Raw genomic sequence first — 16,142 nt, 5'->3', positions numbered from 1 at the left:
GCGCTTCCTCGCGGCCATGCGTCACCCAGATCTCCTCGGCTCCGGTCTCCTTGATCGTGGCGGTCAACTCATCCCAGTCGGCATGATCGGAGATGATCAGCGGCAGCTCGACGCCGCCTTGCTTGGCGTGCTGGCGAATGCGCATCCAGCCCGACGCGAAGCACGAGATCGGATCGGGAAAACGCCGCGCCCAGCGGTCGGCGAAGGCCGATGGCGGGCCGACGACGATGGCGCCGGTAAAATCATCCTTGCCGCCGCTTTCGACGGTCGCCGGTTCGAGGGTGCCGAGATCGATGCCTTGGCTCTGGTAATATTCACTGAGTTTGGCCAGCGCGCCATGGATGTAGAGCGGCCTGTCGTAGCCGGCGTCGCGCAACAGCCGCATCACCCTTTGCGCCTTGCCCAGCGCATAGGCGCCGACCAGATGCGAGCGCTCAGGGAACTGCGCTGCCGATTTCAGCAGGCGGGCGATTTCTTCTGTGTCGGGCGGATGGCGAAACACCGGCAGGCCGAAGGTCGCTTCGGTGATGAACACATCGCACGGGATCGGCTCGAATGGCGCGCAGGTTGCGTCCCTCTGCCGCTTATAGTCGCCGGAAGCGACGATGCGCGTGCCCTGATGCTCGACGGATATCTGCGCCGAGCCCAGCACATGGCCGGCTGGATGGAAGCTGACGCTGATGCCATTGAGTGCAATCGTCTCGCCGAGTTGTGCCGCTTGCGTCGTGCCAGCGAAATTCTCACCGTAGCGCAGGCCCATAATGTCGAGCGTTTGCCGCGTCGCCAGCACCGAGCGGTGGCCGGAACGCGCATGGTCGGAATGGCCATGCGTGATCAATGCCCGGTCGACCGGCCGGACCGGGTCGATGAAGAAATCGCCCGGCGGGCAATAGAGGCCCTCGGGCCGGGGATGAAGCAGGTCGCTGGCGCGCATGATCCCCCAAGATAGGATATAATTCCGCGGCGGGAAGCCTGTTGTAAGTCACTGCTGACTCCCGCATAGAGCACCGCCGGCTCGATCCGCCGGCAGGACCCATCGCCATGAAACCGCTTCAGGCCTCGTCCGGCGACTTGAACGCCGATCGCCGTGCCGATTATGCCGAGATGCTGCACGCGGACGGGGACCATGCGGCGGCGGCGGAGTTGCTGCTCGGCGCCCTGGAAATGACACCGCAATGGGCGATGGGCTGGTTTCGCCTCGGCGAGATGCAGCAGGCGGCGGGCGCGGCGGAGCTGGCCGCGCAGGCCTGGACGATGTCGCTGCAACTCGATCCATCGGATCGTCAAGGCGCTGCACTGAACCTGCAATTGATCGGCAAGGCGCCGGCGCCCGACGCGCTCCCCAGCGCCTTCGTCGAGACCTTGTTCGACCACTATGCCGAGAGCTTCGATGAGTCCCTGGTCGGCAGGCTGGGTTACCGCCTGCCTGGGATGCTCGACCAGGCCATTCGAGCGGCAAGGCCGGGACGCTTCCCGCTCGCTCTGGATCTCGGCTGCGGCACCGGCCTGATGGGGCAGAGGCTGCGGCCGATCGCCGACCGGCTGGAGGGTTATGACATTTCGGCCAAAATGCTAAGAAAGGCGCGGGCCAAGGGCGTCTACGATTTCCTCGACAAGGCCGATCTGCGGGATTTTCCCTATGCCGGTCCGAAAGCCGATCTGGTGACGGTGGCCGATGTTTTCATCTATGTCGGCGCGCTGGACGGCGTGGTGAAGACGATTGCCCGCTTGCTGGCGACGGACGGCCTGTTCGCGTTTTCCGTCGAAACGCTGGCTGGCGATGGCGATTTCGTGCTGCTGCCGTCGCGCCGCTACGCGCATGCGCAACACTATGTGCGCGACGTCCTGGCCGCCAACGGGCTTTCGGTCCTCTCACTGGAGCCAACCGTCATCCGGCAGGATCGTGGGGAACACGTCAACGGGTTGGTCGTTGTGGCCGGGGCTCCGAACTCAGCCCGACAAAGGACCTGACGACAGCCAGTTCGGCGGTGTCGGCAGCTTTTACCGGCAGCGATAGGAATTTTTTCTTGACACCCTGCCCTCAGCACATTTTCGCCCATGGTGCTGATTTGCGCCAGTGACCCGCCGCGCAGGCGGGTTTTCGTTTGATGCTCCGTCAGCCACGCGCCAGCGGAGGGGCAGCCTCGCCGCTTCTTGCTGTGAAAAAGTCCGATTTGCATGCGCGACTGATATTTGCGATCTGCTCGCATCAGGGCGGGATATCAGGAGGAGCATAGCCGATGCGCTGGAACATGATGATCTTGGCCTCTTGCCTGCTGACCGCCGGCTGTGTCGGCGGCACCTCGATGTCGGAACAGCAGGATGCGAACGTCCAGTCCTCCCTGCAATACGACACCGTGCCGTGCGATCAGTTGCTGGCGCAGCGCAATGGCTTGGCGCAGCAATACAACCTTCCGGCGAAGGCCAAGCCGACATTCTCCAACCCGGCGATGGGCTTCGGCCCGTTCACGCCTGACATGCGCTCCAAGGCCAAACGCGATACCGACAAGGCAAGCGGTGAGATCGATGCCATGAACCGGTCGATCGATCGACGCGACTGCGGCCAGCCGGACAAGCAGAAGAAGATCGCTCTGCCTGGCTAGTACCCCGCCTTGCGGTCCACCAGATTGTCCAGCTTTTCACCGCGTTCGAAGGCGTCCATCTGGCGCAGCATGATCGGCGCCAGATGCACCGGATCGGAGGTCGCTGCCGCGTGCGGCGTCACAAACACTTTTGGATGCCCCCACAGCGGACTGGTCTTCGGCAGCGGTTCGACCTCGAACACGTCGAGGCTCGCCTCCTTCAATGTGCCGTCATCCAGCGCCCGCAAAATGTCGGCATCCTTCTGCAGACGGCCGCGCCCGGCATTGATCAGCACCGAACCGCCGAGGCCGTTGCGCTTCCGCAATTCCTTCAGCACGCCGTAGTTGATAATGCCCTTGGTCTCAGGCGTCAGCGGCAAAAGCACCACCAGGATGTCGGTGGCCTTGAGGAAGGGGATCAGTCCAGCTTCGCCGGAATAGGTCGCGACGCCTTCCATGGCCTTGTCGGTGCGCGACCAGCCATTGACGGCAAAGCCGAGCGACAAAAGCACCGAGGCCGCGGCGCGGCCGAGACTGCCGAGGCCCATGATGCCGACCGAAATGTCACCGGCAGGCCTCTGCTGCGGCTCGTGCCAGATCTTCTTCGGCTGCTGCGACCGGTAGAGCAGGCCCTGGCGGTGATGGTCGAGAACCCGCCAGACGACATATTCGGTCATGTACTGGGTGAGATTGTCGGCGACGACCTTGACAACAGGCACATCGGGCAGGCCGGGATCGGCGAAGATATGATCGACGCCGGCGCCGATCGAAAAGATGGCGCGCAGATTGGGCAGCGACGACAACAGGTTCGGCTTCTGCTTCCACACCACGGCATAGGTGATCGACGGGTCGCTGGCGCCGTCAGGCTCCAGCACCACCTCGCGCTCGGCCGACAGGAGCTCGCGCCAGCGCTGCGGATGAAAGCCGGTGACGGCAAGCAGGATACGGCCTTTTTCCATTGCGGTCTTTTAGTCCCTCTCTACGCAAATCACTCGCTGACGATGCCGACCGGTGCCGTCTCGATCTTGAAGGCGGCCGAGATCAGCGCCCGAGTATAGTCGGTTTGCGGATTTTCAAAAATCTGCTGGGAAGGACCAGCTTCGACGATCCGGCCATTGCGCATGACGATGACGTCGTTGGCGAGCGCGCGGATGACTTTCAAATCATGGCTGATGAAGAGATAGGCGAGATCGTGCTTGGCCTGCAGGCTGCGCAGCAGATCGACGACCTGCGCCTGCACGCTCATGTCGAGTGCCGATGTCGGCTCGTCCAGCATGACGAAGCGCGGGTTGAGCACCATGGCGCGTGCGATGGCAACGCGCTGGCGCTGGCCGCCGGAAAACTCGTGCGGATAGCGGTTGCGTGTCGCCGGATCGAGCCCGACCTCCTTCAGCACGGCGGCCACCTTGTCGTCGCGCTCGTCGGGCGACAGCTTCGGCTCGTGGATCTTGAGGCCTTCTTCGATGATCTCTGCGATCGACATGCGCGGGCTGAGCGAGCCGAACGGATCCTGGAAGACGATCTGCAATTCGCGCCTGAGCGGCCGCATGGCGTTGAAAGTCAGCTGGTTGATGTCGCGGCCGTTGAACTGGATCGTGCCGGTCGACGAGATCATTCTTGCCAGCGCCAGGCCGAGCGTCGTCTTGCCGGAGCCGGATTCGCCGACCACGCCCAGCGTCTGGCCGGCGCGCACGGTGACATCGATGCCGTCGACGGCCTTCACATTGTCGACGGTGCGGCGGAAGAAGCCCTGCTTGATCGGGAACCAGACCTTTACGTCCTTGCCGGTCATGACAGGCTTGGCATCGGCATTGGCGGCCGGCGGCTTGCCCTTCGGCTCGGCCGCCAGCAGATGCCTTGTATAGGCATGCTGCGGATTGGCGAAGATCTCTTTGGTCGGCCCGGTCTCGACTATCTTGCCCTTGGTCATCACGCAGACACGGTCGGCGATCTTGCGCACGATGCCGAGATCATGGGTGATGAACAGCATCGACATGCCCTTGCGGCTCTTCAGCCCGGCCAGCAGCTCGAGGATCTGCGCCTGCACGGTGACGTCGAGCGCCGTCGTCGGCTCGTCGGCGATCAGAAGTTCGGGCTCGTTGGCCAGCGCCATGGCGATCATCACGCGCTGGCGCTGGCCGCCGGACAACTGGTGCGGATAGGCATCGAGGCGCTTGTGCGGATCGCGGATGCCGACCTCGTTGAGCAAGGCCAGCGTGCGCTCCTTGGCCGGGCGGTCGGCCGTGCCCTGGTGCAGCTTCAGGATCTCGACGATCTGCTGCTCGATCGTGTGCAGCGGATTGAGCGAAGTCATCGGCTCCTGGAAGATCATGGTGATCTTGTTGCCGCGCACCTGCCGCAACTGCTTCTCGTTCATCGCCAGCAGGTCGGCGCCCTGGAACAGGATCTTTCCCGAGGGATGGCTGGCGCTTGGATAAGGCAACAGCTTCAGCACCGAAAGCGCCGAGACCGATTTGCCGGAACCGGATTCGCCGACCAGCGCCACCGTCTCGCCCTTGGCGATGTCGAACGAGATGTGGTCGACCGCCGTCGACTGGCCGCCGCCCTGGCTGAAGGCGACGCTGAGGTCCTGTACGCTGAGCAAGGGGGCTTCGCTCATCTGAACGTCTTGCGCGGATCGAAGGCGTCGCGCGTCGCCTCGCCGACGAAGACCAGCAGCGACAGCATCAGCGAGATGACGACGAAGCCGGAGATGCCGAGCCACGGCGCATTGAGGTTCCGCTGCGCCTGCTTGAGCAGTTCGCCGAGCGAGGCGGAGCCGGGCGGCAGGCCAAAGCCGAGGTAGTCGAGCGAGGTCAGCGTCGAGATCGAGCCTGAGAGCAGGAAGGGCATGAAGGTCAATGTCGCCACCATGGCGTTGGGCAGCAGGTGCCGGAACATGATGGTGCGGTTGGGCACGCCGAGCGCCCGGGCCGCGTTGACATATTCGAAATTGCGGGCGCGCAGGAACTCGGCCCGCACCACGCCGACCAGCGCCACCCAGGAGAACAGCAGCATCAGGCCGAGCAGGATGAAGAAGCCCGGCGGCAGGATGGCGGCGACGATGAGCAGGAGATAGAGCACCGGGATCGCCGACCAGATTTCGATGAAACGCTGGAACAAGAGATCCGTCCAGCCGCCGAAATAGCCTTGCACGGCGCCGGCCGCGACGCCGATCAAGGCCGAGCCGGCGGTCAGGATCAGGCCGAACAGCACCGAAATGCGGAAGCCGTAGATGACGCGCGCCAGCACGTCGCGCGCCTGGTCGTCGGTACCGAGCCAATTCCAGTTGCCGACGATGCAGGCGGGGTCGGCGGCACCCTTCGGATACTGGTTGCAGCGCTTCGTGGCGTCATACTGCCAAGACGGCCTGGCCGGCGCTGCTTCCGGAATGGCGTTGTTGACGGTCTGATAGGAGTAGCGCACCGGTGGCCAGATCATCCAGCCATTGGCGTTGATCTCGTCCTGGATGACCGGGTCGCGATAATCGGTGACGGCATAGAAACCGCCGAATTTTTCCTCGGGGTAGGCGACCAGCACCGGAAACAGGATCTCGCCCTTGTAGGAGGCGATGATCGGCTTGTCGTTGGCGATGAACTCGGAAAACAGCGACAGCACGAACAGGACGAGGAAGATCCACAGCGACCAGTAGCCGCGCCGGTTGGCTCTGAAGTTCTGCAGGCGCCGCTTGTTGAGCGGCGACAGAAACGGCCGCTTGATCCGCGCGGGTGCCGCGTCCACGGGGACTGTAGCCTCCGACATCAGATGTCTCTCCGCTCGAAATCGATGCGCGGATCGACCCAGGTGTAGAGCAGGTCGGACAAGAGACCGACGAACAGCCCGAGCAGCGAGAAGATGTAAAGATTGGCGAACACCACGGGATAGTCGCGCTCGACCACCGACCGGAAGCCGAGCAGGCCGAGGCCGTCGAGGGAAAAGATGTTCTCGATCAGCAGCGAGCCGGTGAAGAAGGCCGAGATGAAGGCGCCGGGAAAGCCGGCGATGACGATCAGCATGGCGTTGCGGAAGACGTGGCCGTAGAGCACCTGCCGTTCCGACAGGCCCTTGGCCCGCGCCGTCACCACATACTGCTTGCGGATTTCTTCGAGGAACGAGTTCTTGGTCAATAGCGTCGTGGTGGCGAAGGCCGACAGCACCAGCGCGGTCAGCGGCAAGGTCATGTGCCAGAAATAGTCGACGATCTTTCCCCACCAGGACAATTGATCCCAATTGTCCGAGGTGAGGCCGCGCAACGGAAACCAGTCCCAGAACGACCCGCCGGCAAACAGCACCATCAGCATGATGCCGAACAGGAAGCCCGGAATGGCATAGCCGACAATGACGACGCCGCTGGTCCAGACGTCGAAGGGAGTGCCGTCCTTGACCGCCTTGCGGATGCCGAGCGGGATCGAGATCAGGTAGGACAAAAGCGTGATCCACAGCCCGATCGAGATCGACACCGGCATCTTCTCCAGGATCAGGTCGAGCACCGAAATGTCGCGGAAATAGCTGTCGCCGAAATCGAAGCGGGCATAGTTCCACAGCATCATGCCGAAGCGCTCGAGCGGCGGCTTGTCGAAGCCGAACTGCTTTTCCAGCTTCTTGATGAATTCCGGATCGAGCCCCTGCGCCCCGCGATATTTCGAACTGACGTCACCGGCTGCATCGAAATTGCTGCCAGCGCCCGCGTCGCCGCCACCGCCGCCGAGGCGGTCGCTGCCGCCCTGATTGGTCAGCCGGGCGATGACCTGTTCGACCGGACCGCCGGGGGCGAACTGGATGACGGCGAAGGATATCGCCATGATGCCGAACAGGGTCGGGATCATCAACAGGATGCGGCGCAGGATATAGGCGCCCATCAGGCCTTTTGCCCCGCTTGAGCGAACATCTCAGCCTTTGCCAATTTTTGCCGCCTTGCCCTTATCGAACCACCACAGCGTCTCGACCGGAAAGCCGAAATCGGGCTTCTGTTCGACAAAGCCGAACATGTCCCAATAGGCGACGCGGTGATTCGCCAGATAGTATGTTGGAATCCAGTCCAGCCGCGCGCGCAAGACCCGGTCGAGCGCTCTGAGCGCCGTGACGAGTTCTATACGGTCTTTCGCCTTGCCGGCTGCCGCGATCAGGGCGTCGATGGCCTTGCTTTCCGTGCCCGGATAGTTGCGCTGCCCCGGGATTTTCGCCATCCGGGAATCATAGAGCATCTGCAGGCTGTCGTCGGTCGGCGTCGCCCCGATCGACCAATGCAGCAAGGCAAGATCGAAGTCGTAATTGCTGTGCCGCTGCTCATACTGCGCCGAATCGATTTGCCGGATCGATGCGTCGATCCCGATCGCCTTCATATTCTCGGACCAAGGGGTGTAGATGCGAACGATGCCGTCGTCCTCCGCCAGCATTTCGACCCGCAGCCGCTCACCCTTGTCGTTGACGACGAAACTGCCATCGCGCTTCCAGCCGGCCTGCGCAAGCAATCTCGAAGCCTCGCCCAGCAGCTTGCGGTCATGGCCCGAACCGTCGGAAAGGGGCTGCGTCACCGCTTCACCAAAAACCTCTGGCGGCAATTCGGCCCGGAACGGCTCCAGCAGGGCCAATTCCTCAGGCGAGGGCAGGCCTTCGGCCTTGTAATCCGACCGTTCGAAGTTCGATTGAGAACGCTCGTAGGAGCCGTAAAACAAGGCCCGCTTCATCCATTCGAAATCGAAGCACCTGGCGATCGCCCGCCGCACCCGCTCATCGCGGAATTGCGGACGACGCTGGTTCAGTGCGACGCTCTGCATGTCCGGCGTCTTCTCGCCGGGAAATTCCCGTTTGACGACCTTGCCGTCCTTCAGCGCCGGAAAGTCATATCCGGTCGCCCATACCCGTGAGGTGAATTCCTCGCGAAAATGCGTGTCGCCTTTCTTGAAGGCTTCGAACGCCGCCTGCCGGTCAAGATAGAAGTCGATGCGGATGCGGTCGAAATTGTAGAGGCCGCGGTTCACTGGGAGATCGCGGCCCCAATAGTCGGCCACGCGGTCATATTCGACAGTCTGTCCGGCCGCCACGCGTCCAATCTTGTAGGGACCCGAGCCAAGCGGCGGTGTCATGGTCGAGGCATCGAAATCATTGGCCGTATAAAAGGCCTTGGAGACGATCGGCATCCCCACGATCGCCAGGATGTTTTGCGCTGACTGTTCGCCGTTGAAAGTGAGGTTGACGGTGGCGGGATCGACCGCAACCGCGTCGGTCATGTACCGCAACGCCTGGGAAAGGTTCGGATGGCCCTTGTCCTTATAAAGCTTCAGCGCGAAGACAACGTCGTCCGCGGTCAGCGGCGAGCCGTCATGGAAACGCGCTTGCGGTCGCAGGGCGAAGCGGAAACCGTTGCGGTCTGGCGACAGGGTAACGGTTTCGGCGAGCAGGCCGTAGGCCGCATCCGGCTCATCGAGCGCGCTTGTCATCAGGGAATCGAAACAGAGTTCGGCGCGCGGCGGAGCCTCTCCCTTCAACACCAGGAAATTCAGGGTGTTGAAGGTCAGGAAGCTCTGATTGAGGGTCGAGTTCGGCGGCGCGAAATTCATCTGGCCGCCTTTTGGGGCGTCCGGATTGACGTAGTCGAAATGCGCGAAATCGGGGTTGTATTTGAGGTCGCCGAAGGCCGACAGGCCATGCAGCTTGGTGCCGGTCGCAATTTCGGCGAAGGCCCGGCCGGGCAACAAGGCGGCGGCTGCCGCGGCACTGCCCAGGGCCAGGAAGTCGCGGCGGGCAAGGGCCGCCATCAATTGCCACCCTTGTATTTGGCCGCCAGCGCCTTCTCCTTGTCCGGGTCGATCCACCAGGAATCGATGTCGGCTCCGGCATAGGCAGGCTGCTTGTCGGGGAATTTGAACTTGTCCCAATAGGCCAGCCACACCGCCGACCGGTAATATTGGGGAACCACGTAGAAGTTCCACAGCAGGATGCGGTCGAGCGCATGGGTGGCGGCGACGAGATCGTCGCGATCGGTCGCGAAGATAATGCGATCGACCAGCGCGTCGACGGTCGGGTCCTTGATGCCCATCAGATTGCGCGAACCGGGCGAGTCGGCAGCTTTCGAGCTCCAGAAGTCGCGCTGCTCGTTGCCCGGCGATTCCGACTGCTGCAGCATCCCGGTAACGACATCGAAATCGAAATTGTTGACGCGGTTGATGTACTGCGTCTGGTCGATGATGCGCAAAGTGGCGTCGACGCCGATCTTGCGCAGATTGGCGATGTAGGGGCTGGCGATGACCTGGTCGGTGTCGTTCCAACCGAGGATTTCAAACTTGAACGGCGCGCCGGTCTTGGCATTGACCATCTTGCCGCCCTTGATCACCCAGCCCGCCTTGGCGAAGAGATCGACCGCCTGTTTCAGGTACTTCCGTTCCGCCTGCGGTGAATCATAAACCGGCAGCTTGAATTCCTGGGTGAAAAGTTCGGGCGGCAGCTTGTCTCGGTATTTTTCCAGGATTTCCAGTTCCTTGCCCTGCGGCAACCCGTTCGAGGCCAGTTCGGTGCCTTGGAAATAGCTCGACGTGCGGGTGTTGAAGCCGAAGAACAGTGTGCGGTTCATGCTCTCGAAATCGAACGGAATGGTCAGCGCTTCACGCACCAGCCGGTCCTGGAACAGCGGCCGCCGCTGGTTGAGGACGAAGCCCTGCATCGGTTCCGGCGCCTGGGTCTGGAAATCCTTCTTGATGACATCGCCGGCTTGGAATGCCGGGAAATTGTAAGCCGTCGCCCATTTGCGCGAACTGTATTCGCGGTTGATGTCTTCCAGCCCACCCTTGGTGAAGGCGAGCCAGGCAGCGTTGTCGTCCAGAATATAGGTGTAGCGTCGGGTGTCGAAATTCTCACGGCCGATCTTCACCGGCAGCTTGGCCGCCCAATAGTCCGGCACACGCTGCCAGATGATTTCCGAACCCGGCTTGAAGCTGGTGATCTTGTAGGCGGCCGAACCGAGCGGAATTTCCAGCGTCGGCTTGGTTACGTCCCGCTTCTTGCCGTTGGCATCGGTGCCTTCCCACCAATGTTTCGGCAGCACGGCAAGGTCGCCGATGATCTTGGGCAGTTCGCGATTGCCCTTCTGGTTGAAATGGAACTCCACCTCGCGATCCGAAATCGCCACCGCATCGGTGACATTCTCAAAATAGCGGCTGTATTGCGGGCTGTTGGCCTTCAGCACATGAAACGACCAGATCACGTCATCGACGGTGATCGGCTGGCCGTCATGCCATTTGGCGCGCGGATCGAGCCGGTAGGTCGCGGAGGAATAATCATCAGGATATTTGTAGGCATCGGCGATCAGTGGATGGCTGGTGCTGCCTTCATCGGTCGCCTGCTCCATCAGCGTGTCGTAGAGCAGGCCGCCGCCAAACCCGACGAGGCCGGCGGCCGGTGATCCCTGGACCACGTAGGGATTGAAGCTGTCGAATGTACCTGGCACCACCGAATTCAGCGTGCCGCCCTTGAGCGCGTTCGGGTTGACGTAGTCGTAGTGCTGGAAATTGGCGCCGTATTTGGACTCGCCGATCAGCGATGAGGTGGTGCGCCATTCGTCGGCGCGGGCAGCCTGCAAGCCCGCCGCCAGAAGGGCTGCCGCCAGCAACGACTTGAGAAGCGTTCGGCCAACCGTCATGCACTATCCTCTTCGCAATGCCCGTTCATGGCAATCTAGATGATTTGGCGCTCGTGAAAACCGCCATGCGCGGCTTTGTCGCCGCCTATGCGGTTTTCCCAACAAAAAAGCCGGGCTGAACCCGGCTTTTTCAAGGTCGTCGAGATGATATCTGGCTATTGGGCAGGCGCCGGTGCGGCCGGAGCCGGGGCGGCGGGAGCGGCCGGCGCGGCACCCTCAGCCGGCTTTGCCGGAGCGGCTGCATCGGCGGGCGCGCCTGCATCTGCGGCAGCCCCCGGCGCCGGCAGCGGCTTGGGATTATCGGACAGCGTGCGCAGATAGGCGATGACGTTGGCGCGATCCTCGTCCTTGGGCAGGCCGGCGAAGCCCATCGCGGTGCCCTTCACAAGTTTCTTCGGCGAGGTGATGAAGTGGTTGAGGTTGTCGTACGTCCACTTCTCGGCGCCGCCCTTGGAGAATTCCTTCATGCCGGCCGAATAGGCAAAACCTTCATGCTCGGCGACAGGGCGGTCGATGAGGTCCCACAGGTCCGGGCCGACCTTGTTGGGGCCGCCCTTTTCGCCGGAATGGCAGGCTTGGCACTTCTTGAAGACGGCAGCACCTTGCTCGACATTGGCGGTCGCCAACAGTTCGGCGATCGGCTTGGCTGCGGCGGCAGGCGCGGCCGGACCGCCTTCGGCGGGCTCGGCGGCCTCGATGGCGAAACCGGGCTTTTCCGGCGCCGGCGAGGCAAACAGCGCATCGGACACAATGCCGACCGAGAAGACGACGAAAACGGTTCCGAGCAATCCGGCGAGCAGTTTGTTGACTTCGTTGGAATCCATACGCCCCTTGCTCCCTTTTCCGGCGGACAGAACCGTCCACTCCGTCCGTCGGTATCGTGACCCGTCCTGCGAGGGCGGTCAAATCGGGCGGAAACTAGGTCTTTTGCTGCGGCGTTGCAACACCTATAAGGGCGCTTCCAGTGAGACCTTTTGCCACTTTCCCTGTCCTCTTTCGAGACGCCTTGCACCCGAAATGTCCACGCTGATCCTGATCCCGGCCCGCATGGCTTCGACCCGCCTGCCGGGCAAGCCGCTGGCCGACATCGCAGGCGCCCCGATGATCGTCCATGTCGCGCGCCGTGCCGCCGAAGCCGGCCTTGGCCGAGTGGTGGTGGCGACCGATACGCAAAGCGTGGCGCAAGCGGTGCGCGCGCACGGTTTCGAGGCCGTGATGACGCGCATGGATCACGAATCCGGCTCCGACCGCATCCACGAGGCGCTGATCGCGCTCGACCCCGGGCGCAAGGTCGAAACCGTCGTCAATGTACAAGGCGACCTGCCGACGATCGATCCCCAGATCATCGCCGCGTCGCTCAGGCCTTTCGAGGACAGTGCGGTGGACATCGCCACGCTCGGCGTCGAGATCGTCCGCGACGAGGAAAAGACCAACCCCAATGTCGTCAAGATCGTCGGCTCGCCGCTCTCGGGCAGCAGGCTGAGGGCGCTCTATTTCACCCGTGCCACGGCGCCTTGGGGCGAGGGGCCGCTCTACCATCATGTCGGCCTCTACGCCTATCGCCGCGACGCACTCGAGCGTTTCGTCGCGCTGAAGCCGTCGCCGCTCGAACGGCGCGAGCGGCTGGAGCAGTTGCGGGCGCTGGAAGCCGGCATGCGCATCGACGCCGAGATCGTCCAGTCGCTGCCGCTCGGCGTCGACACGCCGGAAGACCTCGAACGCGCCAGACAGATCCTTTCAACCTGAGATATCGGCATGCCTGAAAAGACCAACAGAATATCCTTCCAGGGCGAGCCGGGCGCCAATTCCGACACCGCCAGCCGCAACATGTTCCCTTCGATGGAGCCGTTGCCATGCCCGACTTTCGAGGATGCCTTCAACGCGGTCGAGACCAACAAGGCCGACCTCGCCATGATCCCGATCGAGAACACCATTGCCGGGCGCGTCGCCGATATCCATCATCTCTTGCCGGAATCGAAGCTGCACATCATCGGCGAATATTTCCTGCCCATCCATTTCCAGCTGATGGTGCTGCCGGGCGTCAGGCGCGACGAGATCAAGACGGTGCACAGCCATATCCACGCGCTTGGCCAGTGCCGCAAATACATCCGCAAGAACGGCTGGAAGGCGATCGTCGCCGGCGACACGGCCGGCGCCGCCAAGATGGTCTCCGAGGTCAAGGACCGCACCATGGCGGCGCTGTCGCCCGCGCTGGCAGCGACCCTCTACGGGCTCGATATCATCGAGCAAAACGTCGAGGACACCGACTCAAACGTCACCCGCTTTGTCGTCCTGACCAAGAACAAGCAATGGGCCGAGCGCCCGTCGCCTGACGTCAAGATGATGACGACCTTCATCTTCCGCGTCCGCAACGTGCCGGCCGCACTCTACAAGGCGATGGGCGGCTTCGCCACCAACGGCATCAACATGACCAAGCTGGAGAGCTACCAGCTGGGCGCTTTCACGGCGACGCTGTTCTACGCCGACATCGAGGGCCATCCCGACGACCCGCTGGTCAAGCTGGCGCTGGACGAGCTTCGTTTCTTCTCGCGCGAAGTGCGGATTCTGGGCGTCTATCCGGCCAGTGAGTCGCGTGAGCAGTGGAAGGTGGCGGACTGATCGCTACTAGGCATGGTCTTTTCCAAAAACCGGTTTCCACTTTTCGGGACCATGCCCTAAATCACCGCGCCCAGCGGCACATAGTCGATCTCCATGAAGGTCTCGACCTCGGGCACCCAGCGGTCGCGCACGAAGGCGACATGGTCTGGATGGTCGTTGTACCTGTTGTAGGCAGCCTGGTCGGCGAACTCCATCGAGAAGCCGAAACGATAGTCGTTCTTGGGGCTGATCTGCCGCAATTGCTCGAAATGCGTGACGCCCCTGATCGCGGTGAGGATTTTCTTGGCGTCGACCAGGAACCGCTTTTCCTCCAGCGAATGCGGCGGATGCTTCAGCGTGAAAACGACGGTGTGACGGATCATGCCCTGCTCCTGCAATGTCTTTGAATAATCGCGGCCATCATTCCGAGTCGACCCAGGCGCGGATCAGGTGATGCGCGATGGCGCCTTTCGGCGGCGTGACCAGATTGTCCTTGTGCGTCCTTTCCAGCATCAGGCGCACCTCGTCGCGAAAAAACCAGCGGCAGTCCTCAAGCTCGTTGAGGTCGGCCTGGATGTCGTCGTTGAGCGGCTCGCCGAAGCAGCCGATCATCAGCGAATAGGGAAACGGCCAGGGCTGGCTGGCGTGGTAGACGACGCGGCCAAGCCGGATGCCGGCCTCTTCCAGCGTCTCGCGGCGCACCGCCGCCTCGATCGTCTCGCCCGGCTCGATGAAGCCGGCAAGGGCCGAGTACATGCCCGGCGCGAAATGCCGGCCGCGCCCGAGCAGGCACTTCTCCCGCGTCGCCGTCAGCATGATCGCCACCGGGTCGGTGCGCGGAAAATGCTCTGTGCCGCAATTCGGGCAATGCCGCTTGTAGCCGCCGGCCCGCATCTGCGATTCTGTACCGCATTTGCTGCAGAAACGATGGCTGGCATGCCAGGCGAGCAGGGCCGCCCCTTGCGCCATCGCGCCAGCCGCCGCCTCGTCGATCAGCCCTTGCATGTAGACCGAGCGGTAGTCGATGGCCTTGACTGTTTCCGGAAGCTGTTCGGGTTCGACGCCGGCGGGCACGGCCAGCACCGGTCCTCGTTCGGAAAAGCCGAGCAGGATGCCTTGCGCCAGGGAAACCTTGAAGGGCTCGCTCTCGGTGGCGCCGAACCAGGGATCGAGAGCGCCGCTATCGCCGAGCTTCAAATAGAGCCGGCCGCCATGCATCAGAAGCAGCCGCGTCGCCGGATCGGCCAGCGCCTTGTCGACCGAATCGTCGGCGCGGTTCTCGGACTGCCGATCGATCGTGTTGCCGGCGAAGCCGACGAACTGGCTCGGCTCGCGCAAAGGCGCGTCAAACAGGCGGAAGCTCATGGGGACTCTGGAATATGTTGAGGGATGGACACTGGGAACGCTTATAGCGCCGCCTTGATCGTTTCGGCAAACCGTCGCAAGTCGGAACGTTGATAGGGCTCTCGCAGGCCGTGTCCCCACACAGGGCCTGGCCAGCCGGGATCACCTTCCGAGCGCGCGATGACATGGATGTGCAGCTGGCGCACGATGTTGCCGAGCGCGCCGGTGTTGATCTTGGTGCAGCCGGTCGCCTTCTTCAGCGCCTGCGCCACCATGTTGGTCTCGAAGGTCAGCATCGCCTGGTCGAGCGGCGTCATATCATGGATTTCCTCCGCGCCGGGCCGCTGCGGCACCAGCAGCAGCCACGGCCAGCGGCGGTCGTTCATCACCCGCAGTTCGCACAGCCCAAGCCACATCAACTGCTCGCTGTCCGCCTCCAGCCGTGCGTCCAGCGTGAATCCGGCCTCCAGGCCCGGCAGCATCGGCGTTTCCCTTGCTTTTCTTGGTTTGCTCAACACATGAAGGCTAGAGCGGCGGCAAGGGGGCTGCAAGTGAATCATTGCGCCCTCACGGTTTGGTGCGCCGATTCGACATTTAACGATTTCTTCGGCGGACTTGCATTTCGTCGCGCAATTGCCGATATGGAAAGCGGGAGGTTGGTGGTGGACGATCCACTCGCCAACCGGGTCAGGTCCGGAAGGAAGCAGCCCTAACGAGCCCGGAACGGGTCATTGTTCCAGCCTCCCACCTCATCGGCCCCTCTCGCGACATTGACGACGCATTGCAGCGCGGGCGAGACTATGCGCAGGAATCGGCCGCCTTCGGGCGCGGCCATTTGGAGCTTTACGGGCGTATGAGCGAAGCCGGAAATTCGGGACCAAAAAGCCTGGAGATAGGCAAGGCCGCCGCCTATCGCGTGCTGGCGCGCAAGTACCGTCCTTCGAATTTTTCCGAGCTGGTCGGCCAGGAGCCGATGGTGCGCA

At 62.7% G+C, this 16,142-nt stretch carries 15 protein-coding genes and 1 other RNA gene; 5 read left to right on the top strand and 11 right to left on the bottom strand.

Going from position 1 to position 16,142, the window contains the following annotated elements:
* Window positions 1–934 (bottom strand): ligase-associated DNA damage response exonuclease (locus EN906_RS06020; RefSeq protein WP_127375102.1); only part of this gene is annotated, 934 nt, incomplete at its 3' end.
* A gap of 107 nt (window positions 935–1,041) precedes the next feature.
* Here EN906_RS06020 and EN906_RS06015 point away from each other — a divergent pair.
* On the top strand, window positions 1,042–1,971 hold the full coding sequence (locus EN906_RS06015) for a methyltransferase domain-containing protein (RefSeq protein ID WP_127271576.1): 930 nt from the start codon (window positions 1,042–1,044) through the stop codon (window positions 1,969–1,971).
* Between the two features lie 269 nt (window positions 1,972–2,240).
* A complete protein-coding gene (locus EN906_RS06010; RefSeq protein ID WP_127271228.1) occupies window positions 2,241–2,603 on the top strand; it encodes a hypothetical protein in 363 nt (120 codons plus the stop codon).
* Here the strand turns inward: EN906_RS06010 and EN906_RS06005 are convergent.
* The 7 genes from EN906_RS06005 to EN906_RS05975 form a co-directional block, all read right to left on the bottom strand.
* Window positions 2,600–3,541, bottom strand: a complete 942-nt coding sequence (locus tag EN906_RS06005; protein ID WP_127271229.1) for a glyoxylate/hydroxypyruvate reductase A — start codon at window positions 3,539–3,541, stop codon at window positions 2,600–2,602. The genes EN906_RS06010 and EN906_RS06005 overlap by 4 nt on opposite strands.
* 29 nt (window positions 3,542–3,570) lie before the next feature.
* Window positions 3,571–5,202, bottom strand: a complete 1,632-nt coding sequence (locus EN906_RS06000) for an ABC transporter ATP-binding protein (protein ID WP_127271574.1) — start codon at window positions 5,200–5,202, stop codon at window positions 3,571–3,573.
* Complete coding sequence (locus EN906_RS05995; protein WP_127271572.1) at window positions 5,199–6,344, bottom strand: ABC transporter permease; 1,146 nt, start codon at window positions 6,342–6,344, stop codon at window positions 5,199–5,201. The genes EN906_RS06000 and EN906_RS05995 overlap by 4 nt, the downstream gene beginning before the upstream one ends.
* Window positions 6,344–7,441 (bottom strand): microcin C ABC transporter permease YejB, encoded by a 1,098-nt coding sequence (locus tag EN906_RS05990; RefSeq protein ID WP_127269782.1) that lies wholly within the window; start codon window positions 7,439–7,441, stop codon window positions 6,344–6,346. The genes EN906_RS05995 and EN906_RS05990 overlap by 1 nt, the downstream gene beginning before the upstream one ends.
* A 30-nt stretch (window positions 7,442–7,471) precedes the next feature.
* Window positions 7,472–9,340 carry an extracellular solute-binding protein gene (locus EN906_RS05985; RefSeq protein ID WP_127269783.1) on the bottom strand — a complete coding sequence of 623 codons (1,869 nt, stop codon included), beginning with the start codon at window positions 9,338–9,340 and terminating at the stop codon, window positions 7,472–7,474.
* Complete coding sequence (locus tag EN906_RS05980) at window positions 9,340–11,217, bottom strand: extracellular solute-binding protein (RefSeq protein WP_127271570.1); 1,878 nt, start codon at window positions 11,215–11,217, stop codon at window positions 9,340–9,342. Before EN906_RS05980 ends, EN906_RS05985 begins: the two co-directional genes overlap by 1 nt.
* Window positions 11,218–11,372: 155 nt before the next feature.
* Complete coding sequence (locus EN906_RS05975) at window positions 11,373–12,041, bottom strand: cytochrome c family protein (protein WP_127268468.1); 669 nt, start codon at window positions 12,039–12,041, stop codon at window positions 11,373–11,375.
* 193 nt (window positions 12,042–12,234) lie between these two features.
* On the opposite strand from EN906_RS05975, the gene EN906_RS05970 reads away from it, so the two are divergent.
* Entirely contained in the window at window positions 12,235–12,963 is a 729-nt protein-coding gene (locus EN906_RS05970; protein ID WP_127268467.1) for a 3-deoxy-manno-octulosonate cytidylyltransferase, read from the top strand.
* 9 nt (window positions 12,964–12,972) lie between these two features.
* Entirely contained in the window at window positions 12,973–13,836 is an 864-nt protein-coding gene (locus EN906_RS05965; protein ID WP_127268466.1) for a prephenate dehydratase, read from the top strand.
* A gap of 56 nt (window positions 13,837–13,892) precedes the next feature.
* On the opposite strand, the gene EN906_RS05960 is transcribed toward EN906_RS05965, so the two are convergent.
* The 3 genes from EN906_RS05960 to EN906_RS05950 are packed head-to-tail and all read right to left on the bottom strand — an operon-like array spanning window position 13,893 to window position 15,641.
* Window positions 13,893–14,198 carry a Dabb family protein gene (locus EN906_RS05960; protein ID WP_127268465.1) on the bottom strand — a complete coding sequence of 102 codons (306 nt, stop codon included), beginning with the start codon at window positions 14,196–14,198 and terminating at the stop codon, window positions 13,893–13,895.
* 37 nt (window positions 14,199–14,235) lie between these two features.
* Window positions 14,236–15,180, bottom strand: a complete 945-nt coding sequence (gene nudC / locus EN906_RS05955; RefSeq protein WP_127268464.1) for an NAD(+) diphosphatase — start codon at window positions 15,178–15,180, stop codon at window positions 14,236–14,238.
* A gap of 41 nt (window positions 15,181–15,221) precedes the next feature.
* The gene (locus EN906_RS05950; protein WP_127256953.1) at window positions 15,222–15,641 is read right to left on the bottom strand and encodes an HIT family protein; all 420 of its coding nucleotides are present in this window, start codon (window positions 15,639–15,641) and stop codon (window positions 15,222–15,224) included.
* A gap of 169 nt (window positions 15,642–15,810) precedes the next feature.
* Here EN906_RS05950 and ffs point away from each other — a divergent pair.
* An RNA gene (gene ffs, locus EN906_RS05945) (signal recognition particle sRNA small type) lies at window positions 15,811–15,907 on the top strand.
* Window positions 15,908–16,142 lie beyond the last annotated feature (235 nt).

The organism is Mesorhizobium sp. M7A.F.Ca.CA.004.06.1.1, from assembly GCF_003999135.1.
In the GTDB taxonomy this organism is placed as follows: domain Bacteria; phylum Pseudomonadota; class Alphaproteobacteria; order Rhizobiales; family Rhizobiaceae; genus Mesorhizobium.
Note: the sequence above shows the minus strand (reverse complement) of the source record. Positions and strands in the feature narration are given on the sequence as shown.

What these genes read in the sequence shown, in the direction of transcription:
- EN906_RS06015 (WP_127271576.1), top strand. Translation starts at nt 1,042, where the DNA reads ATGAAACCGCTTCAGGCCTCGTCCGGCGACTTGAACGCCGATCGCCGT.
- EN906_RS06010 (WP_127271228.1), top strand. Translation starts at nt 2,241, where the DNA reads ATGCGCTGGAACATGATGATCTTGGCCTCTTGCCTGCTGACCGCCGGC.
- EN906_RS06005 (WP_127271229.1), bottom strand. Translation starts at nt 3,541, where the DNA reads ATGGAAAAAGGCCGTATCCTGCTTGCCGTCACCGGCTTTCATCCGCAG.
- EN906_RS06000 (WP_127271574.1), bottom strand. Translation starts at nt 5,202, where the DNA reads ATGAGCGAAGCCCCCTTGCTCAGCGTACAGGACCTCAGCGTCGCCTTC.
- EN906_RS05995 (WP_127271572.1), bottom strand. Translation starts at nt 6,344, where the DNA reads ATGTCGGAGGCTACAGTCCCCGTGGACGCGGCACCCGCGCGGATCAAG.
- EN906_RS05990 (WP_127269782.1), bottom strand. Translation starts at nt 7,441, where the DNA reads ATGGGCGCCTATATCCTGCGCCGCATCCTGTTGATGATCCCGACCCTG.
- EN906_RS05985 (WP_127269783.1), bottom strand. Translation starts at nt 9,340, where the DNA reads ATGGCGGCCCTTGCCCGCCGCGACTTCCTGGCCCTGGGCAGTGCCGCG.
- EN906_RS05980 (WP_127271570.1), bottom strand. Translation starts at nt 11,217, where the DNA reads ATGACGGTTGGCCGAACGCTTCTCAAGTCGTTGCTGGCGGCAGCCCTT.
- EN906_RS05975 (WP_127268468.1), bottom strand. Translation starts at nt 12,041, where the DNA reads ATGGATTCCAACGAAGTCAACAAACTGCTCGCCGGATTGCTCGGAACC.
- EN906_RS05970 (WP_127268467.1), top strand. Translation starts at nt 12,235, where the DNA reads ATGTCCACGCTGATCCTGATCCCGGCCCGCATGGCTTCGACCCGCCTG.
- EN906_RS05965 (WP_127268466.1), top strand. Translation starts at nt 12,973, where the DNA reads ATGCCTGAAAAGACCAACAGAATATCCTTCCAGGGCGAGCCGGGCGCC.
- EN906_RS05960 (WP_127268465.1), bottom strand. Translation starts at nt 14,198, where the DNA reads ATGATCCGTCACACCGTCGTTTTCACGCTGAAGCATCCGCCGCATTCG.
- nudC (WP_127268464.1), bottom strand. Translation starts at nt 15,180, where the DNA reads ATGAGCTTCCGCCTGTTTGACGCGCCTTTGCGCGAGCCGAGCCAGTTC.
- EN906_RS05950 (WP_127256953.1), bottom strand. Translation starts at nt 15,641, where the DNA reads ATGCTGCCGGGCCTGGAGGCCGGATTCACGCTGGACGCACGGCTGGAG.